General features: G+C 32.1%; 22 protein-coding genes and 3 pseudogenes. 22 read left to right on the forward strand and 3 right to left on the reverse strand.

Annotation, left to right across the window (positions count from 1 at the left end; translation table 11 throughout):
- Positions 1-81 (forward strand): annotated as a pseudogene (locus G9F74_RS30685) (CsxC family protein); the annotation flags it as partial.
- A gap of 127 nt (positions 82-208) precedes the next feature.
- Positions 209-1,441, forward strand: coding sequence for a BC_2427 family protein (locus tag G9F74_RS16370; protein ID WP_016108590.1), 1,233 nt, complete (start codon positions 209-211; stop codon positions 1,439-1,441).
- 234 nt (positions 1,442-1,675) lie between these two features.
- Here the strand turns inward: G9F74_RS16370 and G9F74_RS16375 are convergent, their stop codons facing one another.
- Complete coding sequence (locus G9F74_RS16375; RefSeq protein WP_016108589.1) at positions 1,676-2,107, reverse strand: GNAT family N-acetyltransferase; 432 nt, start codon at positions 2,105-2,107, stop codon at positions 1,676-1,678.
- A gap of 223 nt (positions 2,108-2,330) precedes the next feature.
- On the opposite strand from G9F74_RS16375, the gene G9F74_RS16380 reads away from it, so the two are divergent.
- The 6 genes from G9F74_RS16380 (at position 2,331) to G9F74_RS16405 (ending at position 7,895) form a co-directional block, all read left to right on the forward strand.
- A complete protein-coding gene (locus tag G9F74_RS16380; protein ID WP_000538270.1) occupies positions 2,331-3,191 on the forward strand; it encodes a DegV family protein in 861 nt (286 codons plus the stop codon).
- A gap of 344 nt (positions 3,192-3,535) precedes the next feature.
- Positions 3,536-4,096 (forward strand): GNAT family N-acetyltransferase, encoded by a 561-nt coding sequence (locus G9F74_RS16385; RefSeq protein WP_080119710.1) that lies wholly within the window; start codon positions 3,536-3,538, stop codon positions 4,094-4,096.
- Positions 4,097-4,474: 378 nt separating this feature from the next.
- The gene (locus G9F74_RS16390) at positions 4,475-6,064 is read left to right on the forward strand and encodes a M3 family metallopeptidase (RefSeq protein WP_016108587.1); all 1,590 of its coding nucleotides are present in this window, start codon (positions 4,475-4,477) and stop codon (positions 6,062-6,064) included.
- A gap of 12 nt (positions 6,065-6,076) precedes the next feature.
- On the forward strand, positions 6,077-6,751 hold the full coding sequence (locus G9F74_RS16395) for an HAD hydrolase-like protein (RefSeq protein WP_016108586.1): 675 nt from the start codon (positions 6,077-6,079) through the stop codon (positions 6,749-6,751).
- 83 nt (positions 6,752-6,834) lie between these two features.
- Positions 6,835-7,293, forward strand: a complete 459-nt coding sequence (locus G9F74_RS16400; protein ID WP_016108585.1) for a GNAT family N-acetyltransferase — start codon at positions 6,835-6,837, stop codon at positions 7,291-7,293.
- A 101-nt stretch (positions 7,294-7,394) separates the two neighbouring features.
- Positions 7,395-7,895 (forward strand): DinB family protein, encoded by a 501-nt coding sequence (locus G9F74_RS16405; RefSeq protein ID WP_016108584.1) that lies wholly within the window; start codon positions 7,395-7,397, stop codon positions 7,893-7,895.
- 41 nt (positions 7,896-7,936) lie between these two features.
- Here G9F74_RS16405 and G9F74_RS16410 read toward each other — a convergent pair whose 3' ends face one another.
- Positions 7,937-8,353: a hypothetical protein gene (locus G9F74_RS16410; protein ID WP_000726753.1), complete on the reverse strand. Its 417-nt coding sequence runs from the start codon at positions 8,351-8,353 to the stop codon at positions 7,937-7,939.
- A 121-nt stretch (positions 8,354-8,474) separates the two neighbouring features.
- Between G9F74_RS16410 and G9F74_RS16415 the strand changes: the two genes are divergently transcribed.
- The 3 genes from G9F74_RS16415 (at position 8,475) to G9F74_RS16425 (ending at position 12,492) form a co-directional block, all read left to right on the forward strand.
- On the forward strand, positions 8,475-9,122 hold the full coding sequence (locus G9F74_RS16415) for a response regulator transcription factor (RefSeq protein ID WP_000865955.1): 648 nt from the start codon (positions 8,475-8,477) through the stop codon (positions 9,120-9,122).
- Entirely contained in the window at positions 9,115-10,491 is a 1,377-nt protein-coding gene (locus tag G9F74_RS16420) for a HAMP domain-containing sensor histidine kinase (RefSeq protein ID WP_016108583.1), read from the forward strand. Before G9F74_RS16415 ends, G9F74_RS16420 begins: the two co-directional genes overlap by 8 nt.
- A gap of 204 nt (positions 10,492-10,695) precedes the next feature.
- A complete protein-coding gene (locus G9F74_RS16425; RefSeq protein WP_000412267.1) occupies positions 10,696-12,492 on the forward strand; it encodes a Xaa-Pro dipeptidyl-peptidase in 1,797 nt (598 codons plus the stop codon).
- An 80-nt stretch (positions 12,493-12,572) separates the two neighbouring features.
- On the opposite strand, the gene G9F74_RS16430 is transcribed toward G9F74_RS16425, so the two are convergent.
- A complete protein-coding gene (locus G9F74_RS16430) occupies positions 12,573-12,842 on the reverse strand; it encodes a hypothetical protein (RefSeq protein WP_001086638.1) in 270 nt (89 codons plus the stop codon).
- Between the two features lie 204 nt (positions 12,843-13,046).
- On the opposite strand from G9F74_RS16430, the gene G9F74_RS16435 reads away from it, so the two are divergent.
- The 11 genes and pseudogenes from G9F74_RS16435 to G9F74_RS16485 all read left to right on the forward strand — a co-directional run bounded on the left by G9F74_RS16435 (position 13,047) and on the right by G9F74_RS16485 (position 22,081).
- Positions 13,047-13,808: a class I SAM-dependent methyltransferase gene (locus G9F74_RS16435; protein WP_000490894.1), complete on the forward strand. Its 762-nt coding sequence runs from the start codon at positions 13,047-13,049 to the stop codon at positions 13,806-13,808.
- A gap of 100 nt (positions 13,809-13,908) precedes the next feature.
- Positions 13,909-14,468 (forward strand): annotated as a pseudogene (locus G9F74_RS16440) (AAA family ATPase).
- Positions 14,469-14,611: 143 nt separating this feature from the next.
- The gene (locus G9F74_RS16445; RefSeq protein WP_016108582.1) at positions 14,612-14,875 is read left to right on the forward strand and encodes a hypothetical protein; all 264 of its coding nucleotides are present in this window, start codon (positions 14,612-14,614) and stop codon (positions 14,873-14,875) included.
- Between the two features lie 214 nt (positions 14,876-15,089).
- Positions 15,090-15,590, forward strand: coding sequence for a hypothetical protein (locus G9F74_RS16450; protein WP_002038830.1), 501 nt, complete (start codon positions 15,090-15,092; stop codon positions 15,588-15,590).
- 161 nt (positions 15,591-15,751) lie between these two features.
- Positions 15,752-15,982: a hypothetical protein gene (locus tag G9F74_RS16455; RefSeq protein WP_000789036.1), complete on the forward strand. Its 231-nt coding sequence runs from the start codon at positions 15,752-15,754 to the stop codon at positions 15,980-15,982.
- Positions 15,983-16,622: 640 nt separating this feature from the next.
- A complete protein-coding gene (locus G9F74_RS16460) occupies positions 16,623-17,057 on the forward strand; it encodes a DUF4279 domain-containing protein (protein WP_000344618.1) in 435 nt (144 codons plus the stop codon).
- Positions 17,058-17,293: 236 nt separating this feature from the next.
- Complete coding sequence (locus tag G9F74_RS16465; protein WP_001228732.1) at positions 17,294-17,650, forward strand: FtsB family cell division protein; 357 nt, start codon at positions 17,294-17,296, stop codon at positions 17,648-17,650.
- A gap of 300 nt (positions 17,651-17,950) precedes the next feature.
- Positions 17,951-18,276: pseudogene (locus G9F74_RS16470) on the forward strand (DUF3870 domain-containing protein).
- Positions 18,277-18,344: 68 nt separating this feature from the next.
- Positions 18,345-19,391, forward strand: coding sequence for a dipeptide epimerase (locus G9F74_RS16475; RefSeq protein ID WP_000704542.1), 1,047 nt, complete (start codon positions 18,345-18,347; stop codon positions 19,389-19,391).
- A gap of 45 nt (positions 19,392-19,436) precedes the next feature.
- Positions 19,437-20,438, forward strand: coding sequence for a C40 family peptidase (locus G9F74_RS16480; protein ID WP_000755463.1), 1,002 nt, complete (start codon positions 19,437-19,439; stop codon positions 20,436-20,438).
- Between the two features lie 20 nt (positions 20,439-20,458).
- Positions 20,459-22,081, forward strand: a complete 1,623-nt coding sequence (locus tag G9F74_RS16485; protein WP_000758272.1) for a peptide ABC transporter substrate-binding protein — start codon at positions 20,459-20,461, stop codon at positions 22,079-22,081.
- Positions 22,082-22,421 lie beyond the last annotated feature (340 nt).

Genomic DNA, 22,421 nt, shown 5'->3' on the forward strand with positions numbered 1-22,421 from the left:
GAACCATTTGATACTCTTCGTGAAAAAATTGTACTAGATCTTACTTTAAAAGTTTTACAAGTACAACAAGTACAAGTATAAAACTAAAAAAGCATTGTCTTTGATAAAAAGACAATGTCTTTTTTATTATTATAAAACATATATAATGATGAAATGGTCGCGTACAAAAAACATATTTTTATGAATTTCATTAGACGGGGGGATGGTGATGAAAAATCCATGGGTTGGTCAGGAAATATGGAACAAAGTTTATAAAGGGAAAAAGCTGAATGTTCAAGATGATGCACGCGAAATAAGAAAAAAGGAAAAAATTGAAGAAACAGAATCAGAGAAAGAAGATAAAGCAATTGAATTAAAGAAAGAAAGTAAAAAAACAGAATCAAAAAAGGGAGATAAAGCGATTGAATTAGAGAAAGAAAATAAAGAAACAGAATCAAAAAAGGGAGATAAAGCGATTGAATTAGAGAAAGAAAATAAAGAAACAGAATCAAAAACGGGAGATAAAGCGATTGAATTAGAGAAAAAAAGTAAAGAAACTGAGTCGAAAAAAGAAGAAGAAACAATTGAATTAGAGAAAGAAAGTAAAGAAACTGAGTCGGAAAAAGAAGAAGAAACAATTGAATCAGAGAAAGAAAGTAAAAAAACAAAGTCAAAAAAAGAAGAAGCAGTTAAATCCGAGAAAAAGAGTAAAGAAACAGAGTCACAGAAAAAACGTCAAGATTCAGAATCAAAAATAGAGACCTTAGTACGTTCAAAAATAGTAAAAACCCCATTTTCTATTATTTCAGATGTGACTAGTTTTATAAAATTCCCTAATATGAATGTGAAAAATCAAGAAGTATTTGTATTTCGGAATCAAAAAGATGAAAGGGGTCGTGAATTGGATACTAAGTTATTAACTACAGTGCAACATTATCAAGGAGAAGTTAATTGTAATTTAGTTTCTTCAAACCTTTATGAAAAGAGAGTGCTTTTAGAACTTTCTAATCAAAAAATAAAAAGTAATATGGAAGAGAATTGGGTAGGAACATCTTCGTGGATTCCTATACACGGAATAATTTTAGATAAGGAAGATGAAGGAGGAGTAAATAATTATATACCTGCGAAATTACCAATAGAAATAGGGAAGTATAAAGGTGAAATTAATTTACGAGAAAAAGTGGTATTTAAAGAAAAAGTTATAGAAATAAAAGAGGTGTCACAGGAAATTATTTTAACAAAAAAAGAGTTTTTATTACCAAAAATAATAAGGAAAGGAAATAATCCATCTAAAATTGAAAAAGGGAGCTTACTCGTAGAAGGTTATATTTTTCAATGTATTGAATTTATATCGGAACGAAGTACACCGCATGATAACGCGTATCAGTTAATACAAAACCTTGTATTGGAATTAACTGTGCAATTGTTACAAGAACAGGAAGTTTGGGTGCGGATTAGATAATTAATCATCTCTACATCAATTAGTTAAAAATTTCTTCAGGAAAATGTATTAGAGAAACTTAAAAATAATGCTAGCAAGTTTGTAAATGAGCTTGCTAATAAGCGTTTGGGAAAGATATGAAATACAATTGATGGATCGCTTTAAAAAACTAATTCTTTTAATAGATGAAATGGATAAATCTTTGTTAAAACATGAGGTGTAACACAAAGTGTATCCACCCCCATTATAGAAAACTTACAATTTAAACAGTAATACATGTTTATCATAATGTTTTAAACACCAATTATATTTTTTTAGAATAATTGGATGGACAACTTCTTTCGTAGTATCGACCTCAGTATAGCCATATTTCTTATAAAAGTTTTCTAGTTCCTCAAAAGGAAGACAATACACATTTTGTACTTGTAATTTTTTCGCAGTTTCTACTAAAAATGAAACAAGTTCCCCAGCTAATTGTAGACCTCTAAATTTTGGGAGAATAAAAATCCCACCCATTTCTATAGTATTATCATCTATTTTGATTAGTCGTCCAACACCTGCGTACTCATTGTTGTATGTAATGATTGCAACTTTATCTCGCTTTAAATCGCTCCGTACAAATCCTATTGATTCGTATTGATTATTAATCCATTCTAGATCATTATATGTAGCCAGTTGAATACTCATATGCATCCTCCTTCAGAAAACTTTTACTATTTCCATTATACATAATATATTTTCAGGAAAAAGTGGTTAAAATGGCATGATTTTTATTAACAGTTCAAGTTTTGGAGAATAGTGCATACAATATAAAGTGTTTTCCTTTCTTCATTTAAGTTTTACGTATATAATTTAAAAGTACTATTTTTATTTTATTATTTTATATTTATAACAGAATAGAGGTTTAAAAATGGGTGTTAAAATCATTACGGATAGTGCGGCGGATTTACCGGTAGAATTGCTGCAAGCATATGATATTGATTTAATTCCACTCCGTGTATATGATGAAGCAGAAACAGAGTATTTAGATGGAGTTACATTAGAGTCAGTTACATTATTGCAAAAAATGAGAGAAGGCGCTGTTTATAGAACATCATTGCCTTCACTTGAAACTTTCCAAGAAAAATTTGTTTCTTATGCAAAAGAAGGTAACCCTTGTATATATTTAGCTTTTTCATCTGAACTGTCTGGTACATATCAATCTTCAATTGTCATTAAAGAGGAAGTAAAAGAAACATATGCAGATTTAGATTTGGAGATTATTGATACGAAATGTGCTTCGCTTGGTCAAGGGCTTGTCGTTTTAGAAGCTGCTAAAATGGCGAAAGACGGCGCATCAAAAGAAGATATTTTAAAACGTGTCGCTTTTTTAATGAACCATATGGAACATATCTTCACTGTGGCTGACTTACAGTACCTTGTTAGAGGTGGACGTTTAAGTAAAGTAGCAGGTTTTATCGGCGGTTTATTAAACATTAAGCCGATCTTAAATGTGGAAGAAGGAAAACTTGTACCACTTGAAAAGGTAAGAGGGAAAAAGAAAGTACTTGGCCGAATTGTAGATATTATGGAAGAGCGTGGGAAAGAACTTAAAGGTCAAACAATCGCAATGACTCATGGCGACGACTTAGAAACAGCTGAAGCGTTAAAAGCATTAATTACGGAAAGATTCGGCTGTGAAGTATTTATCGTAAATACAATTGGAGCAGCAATCGGTGCACATACAGGACCTGGCGTTATAACATTATTTTTCTTAAATGAAGTAGAGTAAAGGATTGATCTTTTGATCAATCCTTTTTTATTTTTAATCTGTGATAATTGGTCGATATGGTATTGGTGAAGTGATACTTATATCAGTAATCGTGTACAGAGATAATAAAGTTGTTTAATTTACAATAAAGTCGTTTAAAACACAATAAAGTTGTTTAAAAACGCCAGTCATGTTATTCAACAATCGAACTATATAACGAAACGATTTCTTGTCAAAATTAAAAATATTTGAAATAATTGTTATTAAGTTAAAGGAGGGCGATTACAGAAAAGGTGATACGACTTTCTCTTACTTAAGAATTGTGGAATAGTTAAAGAATCCGATTAATTATATTCCGAAAGGGTGTGTGTAATATATTATCAACTAATGTTTTTACTTATAAATCTAAGGATGGACAAACAGTAATAATTAGAGAAGCTAAAGAACAGGACGCAGAAAGAATGCTAAATGCTGCTTCAAAAGCTTTAATAAATGCTCCATACATGCTAAGTACGGTTGAGGATGTAAAAAAGATGAGTGTTGATGCTATTCAAAAAACGTTAAAAGCTTATCATGAAAATCCAAATTATGTACAGTTTATTGCTGAAGTTGATGGTAAGTTAGTCGGTGCAATCGATTTTAAGAACGGAAACAAAGAAAAAATTAGTCATCAAGGGGCTTTTGCGATGACCATACTACCTGAATATCGAAATTATGGTATTGGAAGAGCTCTTCTAGAAACGTTAATCAATTGGGCTAAAAATAACAGTAAGATTGAAAAAGTTTGTCTTGAGGTAATGGAAGATAATCTAGGTGCAATCCAGTTATATAAGAATCTAGGATTTTTTGAAGAGGGTAGAAAAGCAAAGGGTGTAAAATTGGATGACGGCTATCAAAATTTAATATTAATGGCTTTATTCGTTTAAAATTGAACATTATTCAACAATAGGCGCTATTGTTGAATAATGTTCAATTTTAAACGACTTTATTGTTATATTTTTAAGTACAGTGAAGTATCTTATATCGAAAATTATACATCTATATTTTAACCCCGTCCTAAATTTAGAACGGGGTTATGCTTGTTTTAGGTTTAAAAGTAAATAACTTTATTGTCTTTTTTACACATCGTATCATTCATGTGTTTATGCTATTTGTGATTGAGTGGTGAAAGAAACGAATATAAATCTAGTCCTGCTCATCAAAAAACGAAATATTTAAAGATATTAAAAAATTGTAGTTTCATATATAATTGGGTAGGGAGAAATATCTGTAACTATTTGTAAAAATAGGAGGCGGCTATAAAAATGCATGAAATTGCTAGGTGGGATTTAGATCGATTATATTCGTGTGAAGATATTATATTTCCGATATTAGAGTTGAAAGAACAATATATAGTGACAAAGGATGTGGAAATCCTTTCAAAACTTATACAGGCTATTGAAAATGCAGAATACTATTTGTATTGCCGATCGGCTGAAGAAAGTGTTTCATCTGACAATACTATATTGACTGTGAAAGTAAAGGAACTAAAAAGTGAAGTACAGCAAGTAATACAACAAAGTGAGGTGGCAATTTCTGATAATATTAATACTAGGTTCATAAAAGATGAACTAAATGCGTGGGAAAATATGTACATACAATTAAGAAATAAGATAGAAATAGAGCACAATAATAAACAATTATCATTTGGTCAAGCAAATCATATTGCAATGAATAGTGATAATGAAAAGGAAAGGTTAGAAGTATTCGAGTTACTTACAAGTGCTTTGCATAAGGAAAAAGAAATCTTTGCTACTGTATTAAATCAAATAGGGCGATTACGTAATACAAAAAGTAACGAAATAGGGGATAGAGAGATTTTAACACAATCTCTCCAAGCGAATGAAATCTCTGAAACTGTATTATTACAAATGTGGGATGCGACAGAAGAAAATCTAGATAAATTAGCCAGCGTTTTAAAAGTGTATAAGAACGGAAAAGCTTTCATTACATGGCATGAACTTATGACAGTAAAGGAAAATAATGAGGCTATTATTCCTTTTTCAGAAGCAGTACAAAACATATATGATGCATTAAAAGATATTAATGAAGAATTAGCAGAATTTGCACGTAATGCGATAGAAAGTGGATGGGTAGATGCTGAACCGAGAGAGAATAAACCACCAGGTGGTTTTTGTGCTCCATTTTTCATTGAGAAAGAATCACGAATCTCCATGCGTTATGATGGGAGTATAGATAGTGTAAGAGTACTTGCTCATGAGCTAGGACATGCTTGGCATTTTTATAATATGAGTTTTGAACACTCTACTTCTTTTTTAGATGATTATTTGCCAATGAGTACAGCTGAATCAGCGTCTATTTTCTTTGAAACAGTACTCATAAACTATTTAATCGAAACAACAAAGTGTATAGATATGAAAAAGTCATTACTTAGCTGGAAAATAAGAAATACTTTTAATTATGTTATGGCCATTCGAGCATCATTTCAATTTGAGAAGAATTTTTATGAAAAATGTAAAGAAGGTCCCATAAGTGCTGACGAAATTGAGAAGTTATCTATATTGGCACAAGAAGAAGCATATGGACATGCTTTAAGTGAATATCAGCCGTTCGTGTGGATTAAATATATTCAATTTTATATTGCGGATGTTCCTTTTTACAATTATCCGTACACATTTGGATATTTAGCAAGTTTTAGTTTATTAGAAATAGCGAAGCAAAACTCAAGTACATTCCATTTAAAGTATAAAGAATTTCTACGAGAAACAGGAAAAGCTCCAGTAGAAGAGCTCATGAAAAAACATTTTCAAATAGATATAACAAGCTATGAATTTTGGGATAAAGCTTTTATACAAATTTCTAAAGATATTGATGAATATTTGCAGCTTATGTAAGGAGAGGATGACATGTTTCAAGCACTAATTTTCGATATGGACGGAACGTTATTTCAAACAGATAAAATTTTAGAAGTATCGCTAGATGATACTTTTAATCATTTGCGGTCACTACAATTATGGGATGCAGTAACGCCAATTGATAAGTATCGTGAAATTATGGGTGTGCCGTTACCGAAAGTTTGGGAGACGTTATTACCAGACCATTCTATTGAAGTGAGAGAACAAACAGACGCATTTTTTTTGGAAAGATTAATTGAAAACATAAAGAGCGGAAAAGGTGCTTTATATCCGAATGTAAAAGAAGTATTTACGCACATAAAAGAAAATAATTGTTCAATATACATCGCTAGTAATGGCTTAAAAGAATACTTACAAGCAATCGTATCTTATTATGCTTTGGATCAGTGGGTTACTGAAACATGTAGTATTGAACAAATACAATCGCTAAATAAAAGTGACTTAGTCAAAACCATTTTGAGCAAATATGATATAAAAGAGGCAGCCGTAGTTGGAGACCGACTATCTGATATAAATGCAGCGAAAGATAACGGTTTAATTGCGATTGGATGCAATTTTGATTTTGCACAAGAAGATGAACTGGCTCGTGCCGATATAGTAATAGATGATTTAATGGAGTTGAAGGGAATATTGTCTGAAGTGCAGAATACGCATGCTACGAATTGAATAAGGTAACAACCATAAAAATGCTCAGAATAAATGATTCTTGAGCATTTTTATATATTTTTATATTAAGGGAGGGAATTTACTTGAAAGATATACATATTCAACAAATAGAAAATTTAATGAAATATGAAATTAGTCATCTCGTTCAGGACAGTAAGGAAGGAGGTTTTAACTTCCTAATAAAATTAATAAATGAATATGAAAACAAAATAAATGTATTTAATAAAACTGGAGAATGTTTATATGGTATTTTTCAAGGGGAAAAGTTAATTGGAATAGGAGGGCTAAATGAGGATCCATATACAGAAAATAATAAGATTGGTAGGGTAAGAAGATTTTATATTGCAAAAGAATACCGAAGGAAAGGATTAGGGAGGTTACTGTTAGTGCGAATTTTAAGTGATGCTAAAAAATATTTTAATATCGTTGTCTTAAATACAGATACGGAACAGGGTGACAAATTTTATACTTCGGGTGGATTTGTGAAAGGGAAAAAATATGTAGGAGCGAGCCATTATTTGAACTTATATAAAAGGATGTAGTGAATTATTATTTATCCACTTTGATAGAACTTTTGTTCTATTTTTATGTGGATTGATGATATAATTCATTTGAATCTATTATTAGAATGGGGAATTGGATGATGGGAGAAAATAAAATTATTCATGATTTCAATGAATATTCAATTTGGTTAAATACATTGAAAGGTATGAAAGAAGAATTGTGGGTGGCACCAATATCAGAGGGGAAATGGACTATTGGTGAGATTGTATCTCATATTATGAATTGGGATGAATGTCTTTTAAGTAAGGTCTTACCATCAGTGAGAGAAGGAAAGGGAGTGGAGTTCCCTGACTTTAATACATATAATAAAATAGCCTCTATTTATGCCAAATCGGGTATATCTAAGATGAAACTTCTTGAAGAAGCAAAAACAAAAAGAGAGTTACTCGTAAAAGAACTTAGTTTATTGCCTGCTGGAAATCTAAAGAAACCTGTAACTGCCAATGGAGTATCACATTGTCCTCATACTGGAACGCCGTATTCTCTTATATATATTATTAAAGAATTTGTAGATCATGATAAACATCATAAAAGACAGGTTATGCATTTTTTTAATGAAAATCAAGTTGTTAACCGATAAAGAAAGATCCTGCAAATGATATTTGTGGGATCTTTCTTAAATTATAATGTAACATTCATTTGTTTCAATAATCTATTTGGATTACCTTTTACATAATAAAAATGCGGATTATTCTCATCATCATATAGCATAATATAAGGTTTTTCATTTTGTGGGAGCAGTATAAGTACTTCGTCTATTGTAGTATGTAACCATTGATTCGTAATAGAAATAGGTTTAGATAAAGGGATTTTTATCATATGTCCATCTTTCGGAACGACGTTTAAGTTTTTAAATGGTCCAGTTATTGCTTTAGCGTATTGAACTGCTTCTTTTTGGATTGCTGGATCTAAAGATTGTTTTTGAATGACCATTTCTTTTTTGCAATCAAACACTTCAATTTGTTGATTTGTATTTGCGAGCACATTTGTTGATAATAGGAAGAAAAGAAGAGAAATGAACCCGATTTTTTTTTTCATAATACAACACCTCATCTTTACTATACCCTCAAAAGGTTTAAATATTTTTCTGTCACATACATGTAACAAAGAAGTTGTATGATACAATTGGTTTTTGTTTAAAAGTAATGGAGGATAAATTATGAAAGTATTGATTGCAGATGATGAACAAGATATGTTGAAAATTTTAAAAGCTTATTTTGAAAAAGAAGGCTTCGAAGTTTTATTAGCAAAAGATGGAGAGGAAGCACTTCAAATTTTTTATGATGAGAAAATAGATTTAGCTATTTTAGATTGGATGATGCCGAAACATAGTGGTATTACAGTCTGTCAGGAAATAAAAAAGAATTCAAGTGTAAGAGTGTTAATGCTTACGGCGAAAAGTGAAAGTGAAGATGAATTAGCAGCGCTTCAAAGCGGGGCAGATGAATATGTGAAAAAACCATTTCATCCAGGAGTACTAATTACCCGAGCGAAAAAGCTTGTACAACAGGATGATGTAATTCAAGTGCAAGATGTAAAGATAAATTTCGCCAAAAATAAAGTATATAAAAATGATATAGAATTAGATATTACAAAAACAGAACTAGAATTAATAAAGTGCTTTTTAAATCATAAAGGAATGATTTTAACGCGTAAAAAATTGTTAGATATCGTATGGGGATTTGACTATTTTGGAGAAGAGAGAACGGTTGATACACATGTGAGGAGATTGCGTAAAAAAATCGGAGAGAATATTATAAAGACGCATCGTGGTTTAGGTTATAGTCTGGAGGAACAAAGTGAATAAACTTGGAAAAAAGCTATTTTTCAGCATTTCTTTAACGGTTATTCTTATTTTTATGATCTCTTTATTATTAATTAATTATCTTTTACCGAAATATAATATTTATAAAACACGTGAAAACTTAAATAAATTTACAATGCAAATACAAAATACATCAGTAAAAGATTTAGAAGATGTTATCCATACAATTGAAAATGAAAGTAATGTTTCAATTGTGTATACGCCAATCAACCAGTCAATAGTTGATATGAACGAAGCACTACACACAAAACTTATGAGAAAGAAGGTAACATTAAATAAACTGTGGATTACGAAAGACGAAGTCATAAAAGTGAAAACGGAAGGGCAATCGAATAAACTATATGATCAAGGAAAGGTAAAAGCAAGCTTTTTTGCTAAATATATTGCGAAAGATGATACGATAATTTTAATTGGGACTTCTATTGCAAATTCAAATGAAATTATTAATACGTTAAATACATTCTACTTATACATTTTGTGTTTCTCACTCCTTCTCATTATTTTACTTGTGTGGATACTTTCAAAAACAATCACGACACCATTGAAAGAATTAAGTGATGTCGCAGAAGAAATTTCACGTTTGAAGTTTAAAAGAACGAAAGTGAAAACGAACGATGAAATAGGAGACTTAGCCAATAGTATCAATATTATGAGTGATAAATTGCATGAAGCACATCAAGATTTAACAGATCGTAATGAACATTTAAAACAATTTATGGGTGATATGACTCATGAATTAAAAACACCTATCGCATTAGTAAAAGCATATTCTATGGGAATAAAAGATGGTTTAGATGATGGTACGTACGTAGATACAATTATTAAACAAACTGATCAAATTTCAAATCTAATTGAAGAGTTATTACGATTTTCTAAACTAGAAAGAGATATATTACAAAAAGAAGAATTCCCTATTGAGCCACTAGTCCAAAGTATAATAGATAAACATAAGATTGAACTGGAATCGAAAGAAATCAATTTGCAAGTGAACAATACTGTTGGTGATACAATCATTTATGCAGATTTAAATAAAATGGGAATGGTGTTTCAAAATTTAATTTCTAATGCGATTAAATATACAACGAATCAAAATGTGGAAATTTATTTACAAAATAGAAACGATGGTATATATTTTCAAATTCAAAATGGTATTCATGCTGAACAAATTAAAGATATCGATAAAATTTGGGAACCATTTTATGTATTAGAATCTTCTCGTAGTAAAGAAAAATCAGGTACAGGATTAGGATTAGCGATAGTGAAAAGTATTTTAGAAAGACATGGTTTTGAATATGGAGCCTCTACTATAGATGGAGAGATACAGTTTGATATTTATATGAAGAAGGGCTAATTAAAAACTAAAAAACATCGTCTATTTTCAATAGGAGACGATGCTTTTTTATGATTATAAGACAGTATTAAGTGGAACTATATAATTTTGAAAGCTCATAGGGAGAATGTTCTACAAATTTCTCAAGTTATTGTATAAAATATAAACTGAATTTTCAGTAATTTTGTTGTATAGTAAGAAGAGAAGTATTGGGGAGGGAAGGGCATGGAGAAAAAGAAAATTGCAATTACACTATCAGCTATTTTATCTTTATCAATTACATCAGGAGTTTCTACTATCACTGCGTATGCAGAAAATAAGGAAACAAACACTAGAAATGAAAATGGCGTTAAGTTAAATGGAAAAGTTTCAGAAGCATTACATTCGAACACAAAAATTGAATTAGAAAATGGGATGACAAAACCTATTTACTCACTTGATGAAGCGATTATTGAAAATTTGTTTGTAGAAACAGAAGTTGATAGTGATCGCGATGGTAAAAAGGATCGTGTATCAGTAAAGGTTATGCGTCCAAAAACTGATCCAAATGTGAAAGTTCCTGTTATTTATGAAATGAGTCCATATCGAGCTGGATTAAAAGATGTTCCTGTATATAATGTAGATGAAGAATTGTATGCGTATGAAGGAAAACCGTATGGAGCGGTTAATCTTGGTTCGTACGGAAACTATTACGTGCCAAGAGGTTATGCAGTTATTTTAGGGGAAAGTATCGGTACTGGAAAATCAGATGGCTGTCCTACGACTGGAGACGAACAGGAAATATTGGGGACGAAGTCTGTCATTGATTGGGTAAATGGGCGTGCGAAAGCATATACAGAAGATGGAAAAGAAGTAAATGCAAATTGGTCCACTGGAAATGTAGGTATGACAGGGGTTTCTTATAATGGTACGTTACCAAATGCTGTTGCGACGACTGGAGTTGAAGGGTTAAAAACAATTATTCCAATCGCAGCGATTAGTAGTTGGTATGATTATTATCGTGCAAATGGCGCAGTCATTGCGCCAGGTGGGTATCAAGGGGAAGATACAGATAATATGGCAGAAGCAGTACTAACAAGGGAAAACCCTGAAGTTTGCGGACAAGTTATAAAAGAGCTCACTGATGGACAAGACCGGAAAACTGGTAATTATAATGATTTTTGGGATAAACGTAACTATGTGAAAGATGCTAAAAATGTAAAAGCGAGCGTATTTGTCGTTCACGGTTTAAACGATTGGAACGTAAAAACGAAGCAGTTCGCGCAATGGTGGGATGCACTTGGAGAAAATGATGTACCTCGTAAAATGTGGTTACATCAAGGTGGACACGGCGGAACATCAAGTAATAACTGGCAGCAAACACAAAATAAATGGTTAGATTATTGGTTGTACGGAATTGAAAATGGAATTATGGATGAACCAATGGTTGATGTACAACGAGAAAATAAAACATGGGAAAAGTTAAAAAATTGGCCAGATCCAGCGGCTGTGCCGTCAAAAATCCGAATGTATTTAAGTAATAAAGCAGTCAATTTGCCATTAAGTATGGGATCTGCTAATAAGACTTTCTCATTCGTAGATGATGCAAAAATGAAATCAAACCAATTAGTAGCAAACCCGGAATTAGAAGTAGCAAATCGATTAGTGTATACAATGCCAGTATTGCAAAAAGATACACGAATAAGCGGTACAGCACAAGTTTCATTCAAAGGAAATATTGACCGTTCTGTAGCGAATTTAACAGCTTTACTTGTTGATTACGGTGGAGCAAAGCCTGAAATCGTCACGAGAGGCTGGATGGACCCGCAAAACTTAAATAGTATAAAAAATTCAACAGCACTTCAACCTGGAAAAGATTATACATTTACATGGGACATGCAGCCAGATGAATATGTATTTAAAGCAGGACATCAAATTGGGATCGTTTTAATTGCTAGTGACTATGATTATACAATTAGACCGAAAGCGGGTACGAAGCTTACAGTAAAATTAAGCGAAGTAATATTACCGATTGTGAAATAAATGATTTTTAATGAAGAGCTTACTATATAGTAAGCTCTTTAAATTTTGGGGTGTAATTGTTTATCAATACGAGGAGGCGATTATGAATTTCTATTAAAAATACTTACAACAAATAAAACAATTGCATTTAGGATTAAAATTCCACTAAAGGTAAGCCCAGCAGCACCTCCAGCGAAACCATCTCCAACTTTTTCACCAATTACATGCATAGTCGCGAAGAAAATGATGGGGGAAGAAAGGATGAAAATGCCACTGGCAATTTTCCATATTCGCCTATACTTCTTTGCAATAAAGAAAATTAGAGCATTAAAAGTGATAAGAAGAAAAAGAAATCCAATTAATGAATTCATCATATCATCCTTTCGAAATAAGTCTGAATTTTCGATTTCTATATATTCATTTTGAAGGAAATATTATACAATGTGATTATATTCTATGGAAAGCGAGTGATATAGTATGACAGTCAGCTCTTTCGAATTTTCATTAAAATTAAAGGTACAGGAAGATTAATTGAATTGAAATCTTCCGTACGTATAAAACGGAGGAGAAAATAAATGTTTAGTTTTTATAGTACACTTTGTACGGAACTTTATGATTACACAAAGCCTGTCGGTTATTCTTTAAATGGTGATATTGAGTATTATGAAGAACGTTTAAAAAATTGTAGAGGAAGAATTCTTGAAGCAGCTGTAGGATCAGGACGTGTCATTATTCCATTTCTTGAAGCTGGTTTTAACGTTGATGGGATAGATTATTCGCCTGAAATGCTAGATTCTTGCCGTAAGCGGTGTAAAGAGAGAGACTTACATCCTAATTTATATGAAGGAAGCTTACATCGATTTTCACTACCACATAAGTATGAGGCGATTATCATTCCTACTGGATCCTTTTGTTTAATTGAAAATCGTGAGGATTCTATAAATGCTTTGAAATGTTTGTATGAACATCTTAATCCAGGTGGGCGCTTAATTGTAGATCTTATACTTCCGTATGACTGGAAGACAGGTGAAATTCACACATCGACTTTTTCTCTGCCAAGCGGAGACGGAATTACGTTAGAAAAGAAATCAATTGAAATGGATTGGCTGAACCAAATTACTGTATCATATTTAAAATATGAAAAGTGGAGTAAAGGACAGTTAACGCAAACAGAACTACAACGTTTTGCAATGCGGTGGTATGGTATAGAAGAGTTTAAACTCCTTTTAGAAAGTATTGGTTTCTCTAACATTACTTGCTCTGCTGACTATGTATATGAAAAAGAGCCGTCAAATGCAAATCAAATGGTTACGTTTGAAGCTGTGCGAAAAAAATAGTACAGAAACTATTAATAAAAATAAGGCAATCGATACGAAATCGACTGCCTTATTTTCTATTTTATGTAATTGTTTATAGAGAGCGATAGGAGGGAAATAAATGAAATTCATATTAATATTTGGCCCACAAGCAGTTGGGAAAATGACAGTGGGGCAAGAATTAGCAACATTAACCGGTTTAAAACTTTTTCATAACCATATGACAATTGATTTAGTAAGTCCAATTTTTGATTACAGTACGAAAGAAGCAAAAAGACTAGTAAGTTTATTTCGTAATGAAATATTTGAAGAAGTATCTAAAAGTGATTTATCTGGAATGATTTTTACTTATGTATGGGCATTTGACCTCCAATCCGATTGGGATTATATACATCATGTAGTAAGTATTTTTGAATCAAAAGGTGGGACGGTATATTTTGTAGAGCTGGAAGCGGAATTAGATGAAAGATTAGAACGGAATAAAAGCCCGCATAGATTAGAACATAAACCGAAAAAAGAGATATTGAATGGTCTGAAAATAATTTAAAAGAAACGATGAAAAAGCATAGATTAAACTCTCTTCATGGTGAAATTGAAAAAGAAGAGTATATAAAAATTAATAATACTTACTTGAGTCCAAAAGAAGTAGCGGAAATGATTAAAGAGAAGTTTCGATTGTAAAATTTTTAAATGCTGATACGTTTTCATTGTCCAAGCATTCTTCTACTACCTACATATACTATTTATGTTAAAATCGGTCACTATTTTAAACAGGACTGCTATTTTAATATATATAACTATTCAAGGAAAAGGGGAGAATAAATTTGGAAAACGAAGAACAAGGAAGAATTGAACATCAAGTGTATTCTAATCGGGTAGTTAGATCAGAATTTGATGAGAATTGGGAAACGTGTATTTCAAAAAGCGGTTATGTAATCTATGTAGCTACAAGTGATCATGCGGAAGTAATAGTACTTCTTGCAGATGGTTCAAGTAAATTATTAATCTTTGGAAAAGGCGGTAAAGTAGTAGTAGGTGGCGGCGGAACGAGTCATTACAGCAAACCACATATTGCAAGAAATATATAAGGTAGAACGTGTTTATTAAAAAGACACTCGAAAACGGTTAGCCACTCATGTTTAGAAAATGGGTGGCTAACCGTTTTTATTTGTTTAAGTGATTTTAGAAAAACTTAATTTATTATTAACTTATGCATCATTCATATCATTTCGTCAAATGAATGTCACATAAAGGCTTTATAGTGTGAGTAGGAAGTGAAGTATACACAAAGCAGGAGATGAAATGATGAAAAAAGCGTTGCAATATATATTCATATTACTTACGTTAGTAACAGTAACGAATGCTCTTTATTCAAAATATGAGAAGTATAAAGAGATTGAAAATAATAAGAAAATAATTGGTGAAGTTGCTAAGAGGTATGATATTCCAGATTGGATTCCACTATCTATCGCAGACCATGAAACAAAATTGAATCGAAAAGCGATAGGGGATAAGGGCACATCATTTGGATTATTCCAATTGCATCGGGGCGGATTAGCACCAGCCTCTTTATCTGAAGAAAGTTTAATGGATTCACAAATCAATGCAAAAATAGCAATCACTAATATGGTCAAATCATATGAGCGCGGTGTGAAAAAAGGATTAAAAGATTGGGAGTTATTAAAATATGTCGCTAATACATCAGGATGGCCAGGTAATTTAGGAGAAGACTGGACGGATAAAAACACGAAATATAATATAGGTTTGGAACAATCATATAAGCAATATAAGAAAGTGAATTAAGAAAAGCATTTCCTATTTTGGGAAATGCTTTTTCTATGTTATAGTATAATAGTGTTTTAAAATGATGTTATTTTAGTATACTTCAAATTTTGTTATGTATTATTTTTATATTAAATAATCATTTAAAGTATTTTTTTATATAAGGAGCAATAATTAGAGAAATGAAAAATATAGACTTTATACTAGAAAGTGATGAGACATTAAAACCGTCAGAACGATTAGTACTATTATTATTAGAGAAGCATAGAATGTTATATACAAACGATCTATTGGCATTGTCTAATTTATCATATAAAACATTAACGGATTCATTAACTGCCCTTGTTTTAAAATCATATGTGTTAAAGGAAACAGGTAAGGGGAGAAGGCAAAATTGTTATAGATTAGTATGATAAGTCTGCTCATTTTAGAGGGTTTATACGTATTTTTTTCAAATGAAAGGTTAAAATACATTTTAACTTTCAAATGATAAATGTTTATTAGGCAGCTATTTTTTGATATGCATAATGTGCTCGGTTTTTTAATATATATTTTTATTTCATTATTATAAATCAAATTCAGTTAAGGTAAAAACGATTAAATTATTTAAAGAATTATAAAAATGAAACATAAAAACAATCCATTTGTTAGATGGATTGTTTTTTTATTGGGATAATAAATTATAAAAATAATAGTATTATGTAAACAATTTTAAATGGAGAAGTAATGCGCCGTTAGTAATAGAGTTTATCACGCTATTTGCCGGGAAGTAAAACTCCCACCTCAAAACTCGGCTGGGGCAAAGAAGTTAGGTGGGAGTGGGGCTGGACCGATTGGTGAGGGCTGATAATCAGTGGGGGTGAACATAACCTACATTGATTAAAGTTTTACTTTATAAAAATAAAAATGTTATATCTTAATAAAAAGATGTAATTGTAGAATGATTCATATTAATATTAGTTATAGGTTGGCATAAAATTCAACTTGTAGTCTGTAGTAAAATGGAACGATTGAATTAAATAATAATTTATTTTTAATAAAGGTGTGAGATTAATGGATGAAACGCAAGTAATGGTTTATTTCAATCTGTCCGGAGATGAATTTCCAGTAGAGGTTGTTTCTGAGAGATTGCAAGTAAGCCCAACTATAAGTTATAAAAAAGGGGACATAATTAGAAAAACAAACGAAACTGAAAACATAACAAGAAACTATACATCTTGGCAAATAAGTACAGGATATCAGGAATCATTAGATGTAGGAGATGTAATGGAGCAAGTAATTCTAAAACTAAAAGATAAGTCAGCCATTATTAATGAACTAAAAAGAGAATTTGGATTAGAATGTAGATTCACTATTGTAATTAAAATAAATGATGGCCATACACCAGCTGTTCATTTAGATAATCCAGTAATTGATTTTGCTAACAGTATTAAAGCTGATTTTGATATTGATTTATATGCGAATCCTTATGTTGAGGAGATAAAATAAAGTGCTAAGTAAAAAAACTCTTCTACAATAGTAGAAAAAGAATAACATAAACTACTATTTTATTGCAGCATACATAAAAAATCTCGATGTAAATATGGAAATGTCGTCGAATGCTATCTTTAATTGGTTAATTTGTGAGATATTTTTGTGAAGGAACTTATTTTATAAGAATAGAATTTAGTTTAGTAAGAAAACGTGCCTATGGTAGTGAAAAATATGGGTTGGGGGGACTTGAAATGAGGAAACTCAAAAGAGTAAATGTTCCTAATATACCAGAGCAACTATCACAACCTAGTGACAATCGTACTATAAACAAAAAGAAGTTAAGACGACTTATTTTAATGGTTCTTTTTATTGCAGCGACTACTTTGTATGTTCAATATATTTTAACGAAACAGCAAGAGATAATAATGAATAAAAAAGATACGATTACAAATCAAAAGAAACAATTAGTTACATTAAAGAAGGATCAATCGTTTCTAAAGACTAACATTGAGAATTTAACGGATAATGAAGAGGAAATTTTGAAGTTTGCGAGAAAAGAGTACCAATTTTCTAAGTCAAATGAAACGATTTTCGTATTACCAAAGTAATGAAACAGTTAGCGTTGGCTAACTGTTTTTTATTTGTAAATGAAGTACGAAAACAAAAAAGCTAAATTTTTGCATGGTACAAGGAGTTCTAACATAATGTAAGATGTACAGTTGAAGCCATTACATCAATGGAATTCAATTATCCATAATTATGAAATATGTGTAAAGATAAATGTTGTTAAAATTCTGATAATTTTATATAATATTCGTAAGCGGATACATTTTTTAATGAATGTTGAGTTTATCGCTCGTACGACTATTAAGAAACCCGTTATCCTTGTATAAGAAAGGAAGATAGCTGTGTATGCTTCAAATACAATTTATGTCGTAGGGGATGCGAAAGCGCCTCAAAATAATCCCATTACGGAAAAGTTTAAAAGCTATTTTGTAGCTTTTGTACTTGTGAAGGAGACAGGGGAAATTGTAGATGCAGATTGCTCAGCGACAATTGCATTAACATCTCAATTCGTTAAATATTTATTTCTACATAAAAATATTAATGATCCAGCGCTAGTAACAGAAATAAAAGATCGTTATTTCGGTTCATCTCAAAAGGCATTATTAGTAGCGCTAAAAGATGCGAAAAAAAATATAATCAGATTGCTGCTTTGTCTACTCAATCATAGACAAAATCCAGCCGTAAGGAAGTTCTTGCGGCTGGATTTTTTTATTGGACAACGAAAGGATGAGCGAAATGAAAATTACGGATATAAAGGTGAAGCGTCGTTGTGTAAAGCTTCATACTCCATTTAAAACCGCACTTCGTACCGTAACTGAAATTGAAAGTATTGATGTGTTTATTCATACAGATGAAGGAATTGTTGGAAAAGGAGCTGCGGCCGCAACACCGGTTATTACGGGAGATTTCGCTAGTGGGATTGAGGAAGCTATATTAGGGCCGCTGCGTTCATGCTTAATTGGTCAAGATATAATTCAATTTCAGCAGTTATTACAGCATATCCAAATGAGTTGTATAGGAAATACAAGTGCGAAAGCGGCGGTTGATATCGCTTTATATGATGTGTATTGCCAATATCAAAACGTCCCACTTTACGCATTATTAGGCGGTAAGAAAGAAATCTATACAGATATTACAGTAAGTGTAGATGATCCTATTATTATGGCAAAAGAGGCAAAGCAACATATAGAAAAAGGATTTCAAACTTTAAAAATTAAAGTTGGTAAATCTGTGCATTTAGATTTAGAGCGTATTGAGGCGATTCGAAATAGCGTACCAAAAAATACAACGTTACGATTAGATGCAAACCAAGGATGGAATCCAAAAGAAGCGGTTTCTATTGTTAAAGAGATGGAAAATCGTAATTTAAATATAGAATTCATTGAACAACCAGTTCACGCGAAAGATTTGGATGGATTAAAGTACGTAAAAGAAAATGTACAAACGCCTATTATGGCTGATGAAAGTATATTTTCAGCAAGTGACGCATTAAAACTCGTGCAAGGAAGCTATGCGGACTTAATCAATATTAAATTAATGAAATGCGGTGGTATACGTGAAGCGTGGCGTATTGCAGATATTGCAGAAGCGGCAGGTGTGAAATGTATGGTTGGCAGCATGATGGAATCTTCACTTTCCGTTAGTGCTGTAGCACACTTAGCTGCTGCACATCCAAATATTTATTATTTCGATCTTGATGCACCGCTATGGTTAATGGAAGAACCGGAAGGAATGACTTACTCCGGCTCAAAGGTAAACCTTCATTCTAAAGTGAATATGTAATCTTAGAAGAAATGACTAGTAACTTACCTTTTAAGGAGGATATATATGAAAAAAGTAGGAACTGCATTATTAACAACTCTATTTATATTTTCATCGTTTACATCGGCAAATGCTGAAGAGAAGAAAGATAGCAAAGCGTTTATAGATGTATCTGCCGCAACGTTATGGACTGCACCTGATTCGTTACGGCCAATTGATGCACCGAGTGCAACAAATCCAGTTGATTTATGGAAATGGACGAAATCAATGACGCTCGATGAAAAACTATGGTTAACAAATGCAAATAAATTAGAAACGCAAGCACTACTCGGTCAAGAAGTAACGGTTGTTGATAAGAAAGGTGACTGGGTAAAAGTGTTAGTACACGGACAACCGACACCGCGAAATGAAGAAGGTTATCCGGGATGGATGCCGGAAAAACAATTAACGTATAATCAAGAGTTTGCAGATAAAACAAACGAACCGTTCGTATTAGTAACGAAACCGACCGCAATTTTATATATAAATCCTTCTGAAAAACAAAAAGCACTTGAAGTTAGCTATAATACGCGACTGCCGCTACTAAGTGAAGATAGCATTTCATACCGCGTATTGTTGCCAAATGGACAGAAAGCATGGCTACGAAAAAATGATGGAGCGGTTTACCGTTCTCAAGAGGATATTCCAACACCGACAGCCGATGATTTAATCAACACAGGGAAAATGTTTTTAGGTTTACCATATATATGGGCTGGTACAAGTGGGTTTGGATTTGATTGCTCTGGATTCACACATACGATTTATAAATCGCACGGTATTACAATACCGCGCGATTCTGGACCGCAATCAAGAGCGGGGGTTGCCGTTGATAAAGAAAACTTACAAAAAGGGGACTTAATCTTCTTTGCGCATGATCAAGGGAAAGGTAGTGTCCATCACGTTGGGATGTATATTGGTGATGGTAATATGATTCACTCACCAAGAGCTGAAAGATCAGTTGAAATAATCCCGTTAAATACACCAGGATATATAGAAGAATACGCTGGTGCTCGCCGTTACTTACCGTAAAAAATAGAGGGGGTTTGGAAATGAAAAAGGTAGTTCGCTACTCGTTAGTTAGTACTCTATTAGTTTCTTCATTTTTAGTTGGTTGCGCAAAAGAAAAAACAGTTACAAAGCCGAAAGATGAGAAAAAAGTATTGCAGCTACTAGAAACGGGTGAAATTCCATCATTAAATTCAGGGAAAGTAACAGATGCGATATCATTTAACGTTTTGAATAACGTAATGGAAGGGCTATTCCGATTATCGAAAAATGATGAAGTAATTGAAGCCGGAGCGCAAAAATATGAGGTTAGTAAGGATGGAAAGACTTATACATTTCATTTACGTGATGCGAAATGGTCTAACGGAGATCCAGTAACGGCTCACGATTACGTATATGCTTGGAAGCAGCTTATTAATCCAGATACAGCTTCTCAATATGCATATATTGCGTATGATGTGAAAAATGCGGAGAAAATAAATAAGAAACAACTAGGATTAGATGAATTAGGAGTAAAAGCAAAGGATGATAAAACATTTGTCGTAGAGCTGGAACATCCTGTACCGTATTTTACGAAACTACTCATTTTGCCATCTTTCTATCCGATTAATGAAAAATATGCGAAAGAGCAAGGTGATAAATACGGATTAGAAGCAAATAAAACGGTATATAATGGACCGTTTACATTATCAGAATGGAAACATGAAGCTAGCTTTACAATAAAGAAAAATGATAAGTATTGGGATAAACAAGAAGTGAAGTTAGATGAAGTAAACTATCAAATTGTTAAAGAAATTTCAACTGCGGTAAATTTATATGAAACAGATAAGGTTGATAGAGCGGTCATTTCTACAGAATTTGTAGATAAATATAAAACGAATAAGGAACTGAAACAATATACAGATCCAGTCATGTATTTCTTCCGTTTCAATGAAAATGTACCGATTCTTAAAAATAAAAATGCGCGTCTGGCACTAAGTACAGTGTTTGATAAGAAGGGCCTTGCGACTTCATTTTTAAATGATGGTTCTGTTGCTGCAAACTACTATGTACCAAAAGGGTTTTTAAAAGGGCCAGATAAGAAAGACTTTAGAAGTACAGCGGGCGAATTTAATAAGACAGACGTAAAACTGGCAAAAGAATATTGGGAAAAGGCAAAGCAAGAAACAGGAACGAATGCAGTAACGCTTGAGTTATTAAACTATGACTTAGAAAACTTTAAAAAAGTAGGCGAATATATTAAAGAACAGCTTGAGAAAAACTTATCTGGCTTAAAAGTAAATGTGAAATTACAACCACATACGCAAAAACTAGCGTTAGAGAAGAAAAAAGAATATGAAATGTCGTTGTCGCGCTGGTTACCTGATTATCCAGATCCGATGACTTACTTAGAAGTATTCCTTTCAGGAAGTACTGTAAATAATACAGGGTATGCAAATCCAGAATATGATGCGTTAATTAAGAAGATAAAAACTGAATTAGGTAACGATGAAAAAGCACGTTGGAAAGCACTGCAAGATACTGAAAAAATGCTTCTGGATGATGCAGTAATTGCACCGGTATTCCAGCGCGGTCTATCTTACTTACAAAAACCATATGTGAAAGACTTATATGTGCATCAATTCGGTCCAGCTACAAGCTTAAAATGGGCAGAGGTACAAAAATAAAGTGATGAAGAAACAGACTTCACGTATGTGGTGGTCTGTTTTTTTCTTATGTAATACATAATCGGATGAATTATAGACATTTCATTTGTTTTTTCGACGTTTAAAAATAAAATTATTACTAAAATTCCAGTGTGAAATTTATGTAGAATCTTGTATAATTAACGTGTTTCTATGGAAACATTTGCTTGCGCTATTTGTATAGGACTTAATAGAACAAGGAAGGAAATACATACATGTATATAATAGATAAATAGAATGGAACATGTATAGAGAAAAAGGAGAGAAAAGATGACGTGTCAAAAACAAGGGTTACAATTTAATAGTAATGGAATGAGGAATA

This window comes from Bacillus sp. EKM202B, assembly GCF_011066025.1.
Lineage (GTDB): Bacteria > Bacillota > Bacilli > Bacillales > Bacillaceae_G > Bacillus_A > Bacillus_A toyonensis.

Excerpts from the sequence above, each read along its gene's own strand:
- G9F74_RS16370 (WP_016108590.1), top strand. The coding sequence starts at position 209 with ATGAAAAATCCATGGGTTGGTCAGGAAATATGGAACAAAGTTTATAAA.
- G9F74_RS16375 (WP_016108589.1), bottom strand. The coding sequence starts at position 2,107 with ATGAGTATTCAACTGGCTACATATAATGATCTAGAATGGATTAATAAT.
- G9F74_RS16380 (WP_000538270.1), top strand. The coding sequence starts at position 2,331 with ATGGGTGTTAAAATCATTACGGATAGTGCGGCGGATTTACCGGTAGAA.
- G9F74_RS16390 (WP_016108587.1), top strand. The coding sequence starts at position 4,475 with ATGCATGAAATTGCTAGGTGGGATTTAGATCGATTATATTCGTGTGAA.
- G9F74_RS16395 (WP_016108586.1), top strand. The coding sequence starts at position 6,077 with ATGTTTCAAGCACTAATTTTCGATATGGACGGAACGTTATTTCAAACA.
- G9F74_RS16405 (WP_016108584.1), top strand. The coding sequence starts at position 7,395 with ATGGGAGAAAATAAAATTATTCATGATTTCAATGAATATTCAATTTGG.
- G9F74_RS16410 (WP_000726753.1), bottom strand. The coding sequence starts at position 8,353 with ATGAAAAAAAAAATCGGGTTCATTTCTCTTCTTTTCTTCCTATTATCA.
- G9F74_RS16415 (WP_000865955.1), top strand. The coding sequence starts at position 8,475 with ATGAAAGTATTGATTGCAGATGATGAACAAGATATGTTGAAAATTTTA.
- G9F74_RS16425 (WP_000412267.1), top strand. The coding sequence starts at position 10,696 with ATGGAGAAAAAGAAAATTGCAATTACACTATCAGCTATTTTATCTTTA.
- G9F74_RS16430 (WP_001086638.1), bottom strand. The coding sequence starts at position 12,842 with ATGAATTCATTAATTGGATTTCTTTTTCTTCTTATCACTTTTAATGCT.
- G9F74_RS16435 (WP_000490894.1), top strand. The coding sequence starts at position 13,047 with ATGTTTAGTTTTTATAGTACACTTTGTACGGAACTTTATGATTACACA.
- G9F74_RS16450 (WP_002038830.1), top strand. The coding sequence starts at position 15,090 with ATGATGAAAAAAGCGTTGCAATATATATTCATATTACTTACGTTAGTA.
- G9F74_RS16455 (WP_000789036.1), top strand. The coding sequence starts at position 15,752 with ATGAAAAATATAGACTTTATACTAGAAAGTGATGAGACATTAAAACCG.
- G9F74_RS16460 (WP_000344618.1), top strand. The coding sequence starts at position 16,623 with ATGGATGAAACGCAAGTAATGGTTTATTTCAATCTGTCCGGAGATGAA.
- G9F74_RS16465 (WP_001228732.1), top strand. The coding sequence starts at position 17,294 with ATGAGGAAACTCAAAAGAGTAAATGTTCCTAATATACCAGAGCAACTA.
- G9F74_RS16475 (WP_000704542.1), top strand. The coding sequence starts at position 18,345 with ATGAAAATTACGGATATAAAGGTGAAGCGTCGTTGTGTAAAGCTTCAT.
- G9F74_RS16480 (WP_000755463.1), top strand. The coding sequence starts at position 19,437 with ATGAAAAAAGTAGGAACTGCATTATTAACAACTCTATTTATATTTTCA.
- G9F74_RS16485 (WP_000758272.1), top strand. The coding sequence starts at position 20,459 with ATGAAAAAGGTAGTTCGCTACTCGTTAGTTAGTACTCTATTAGTTTCT.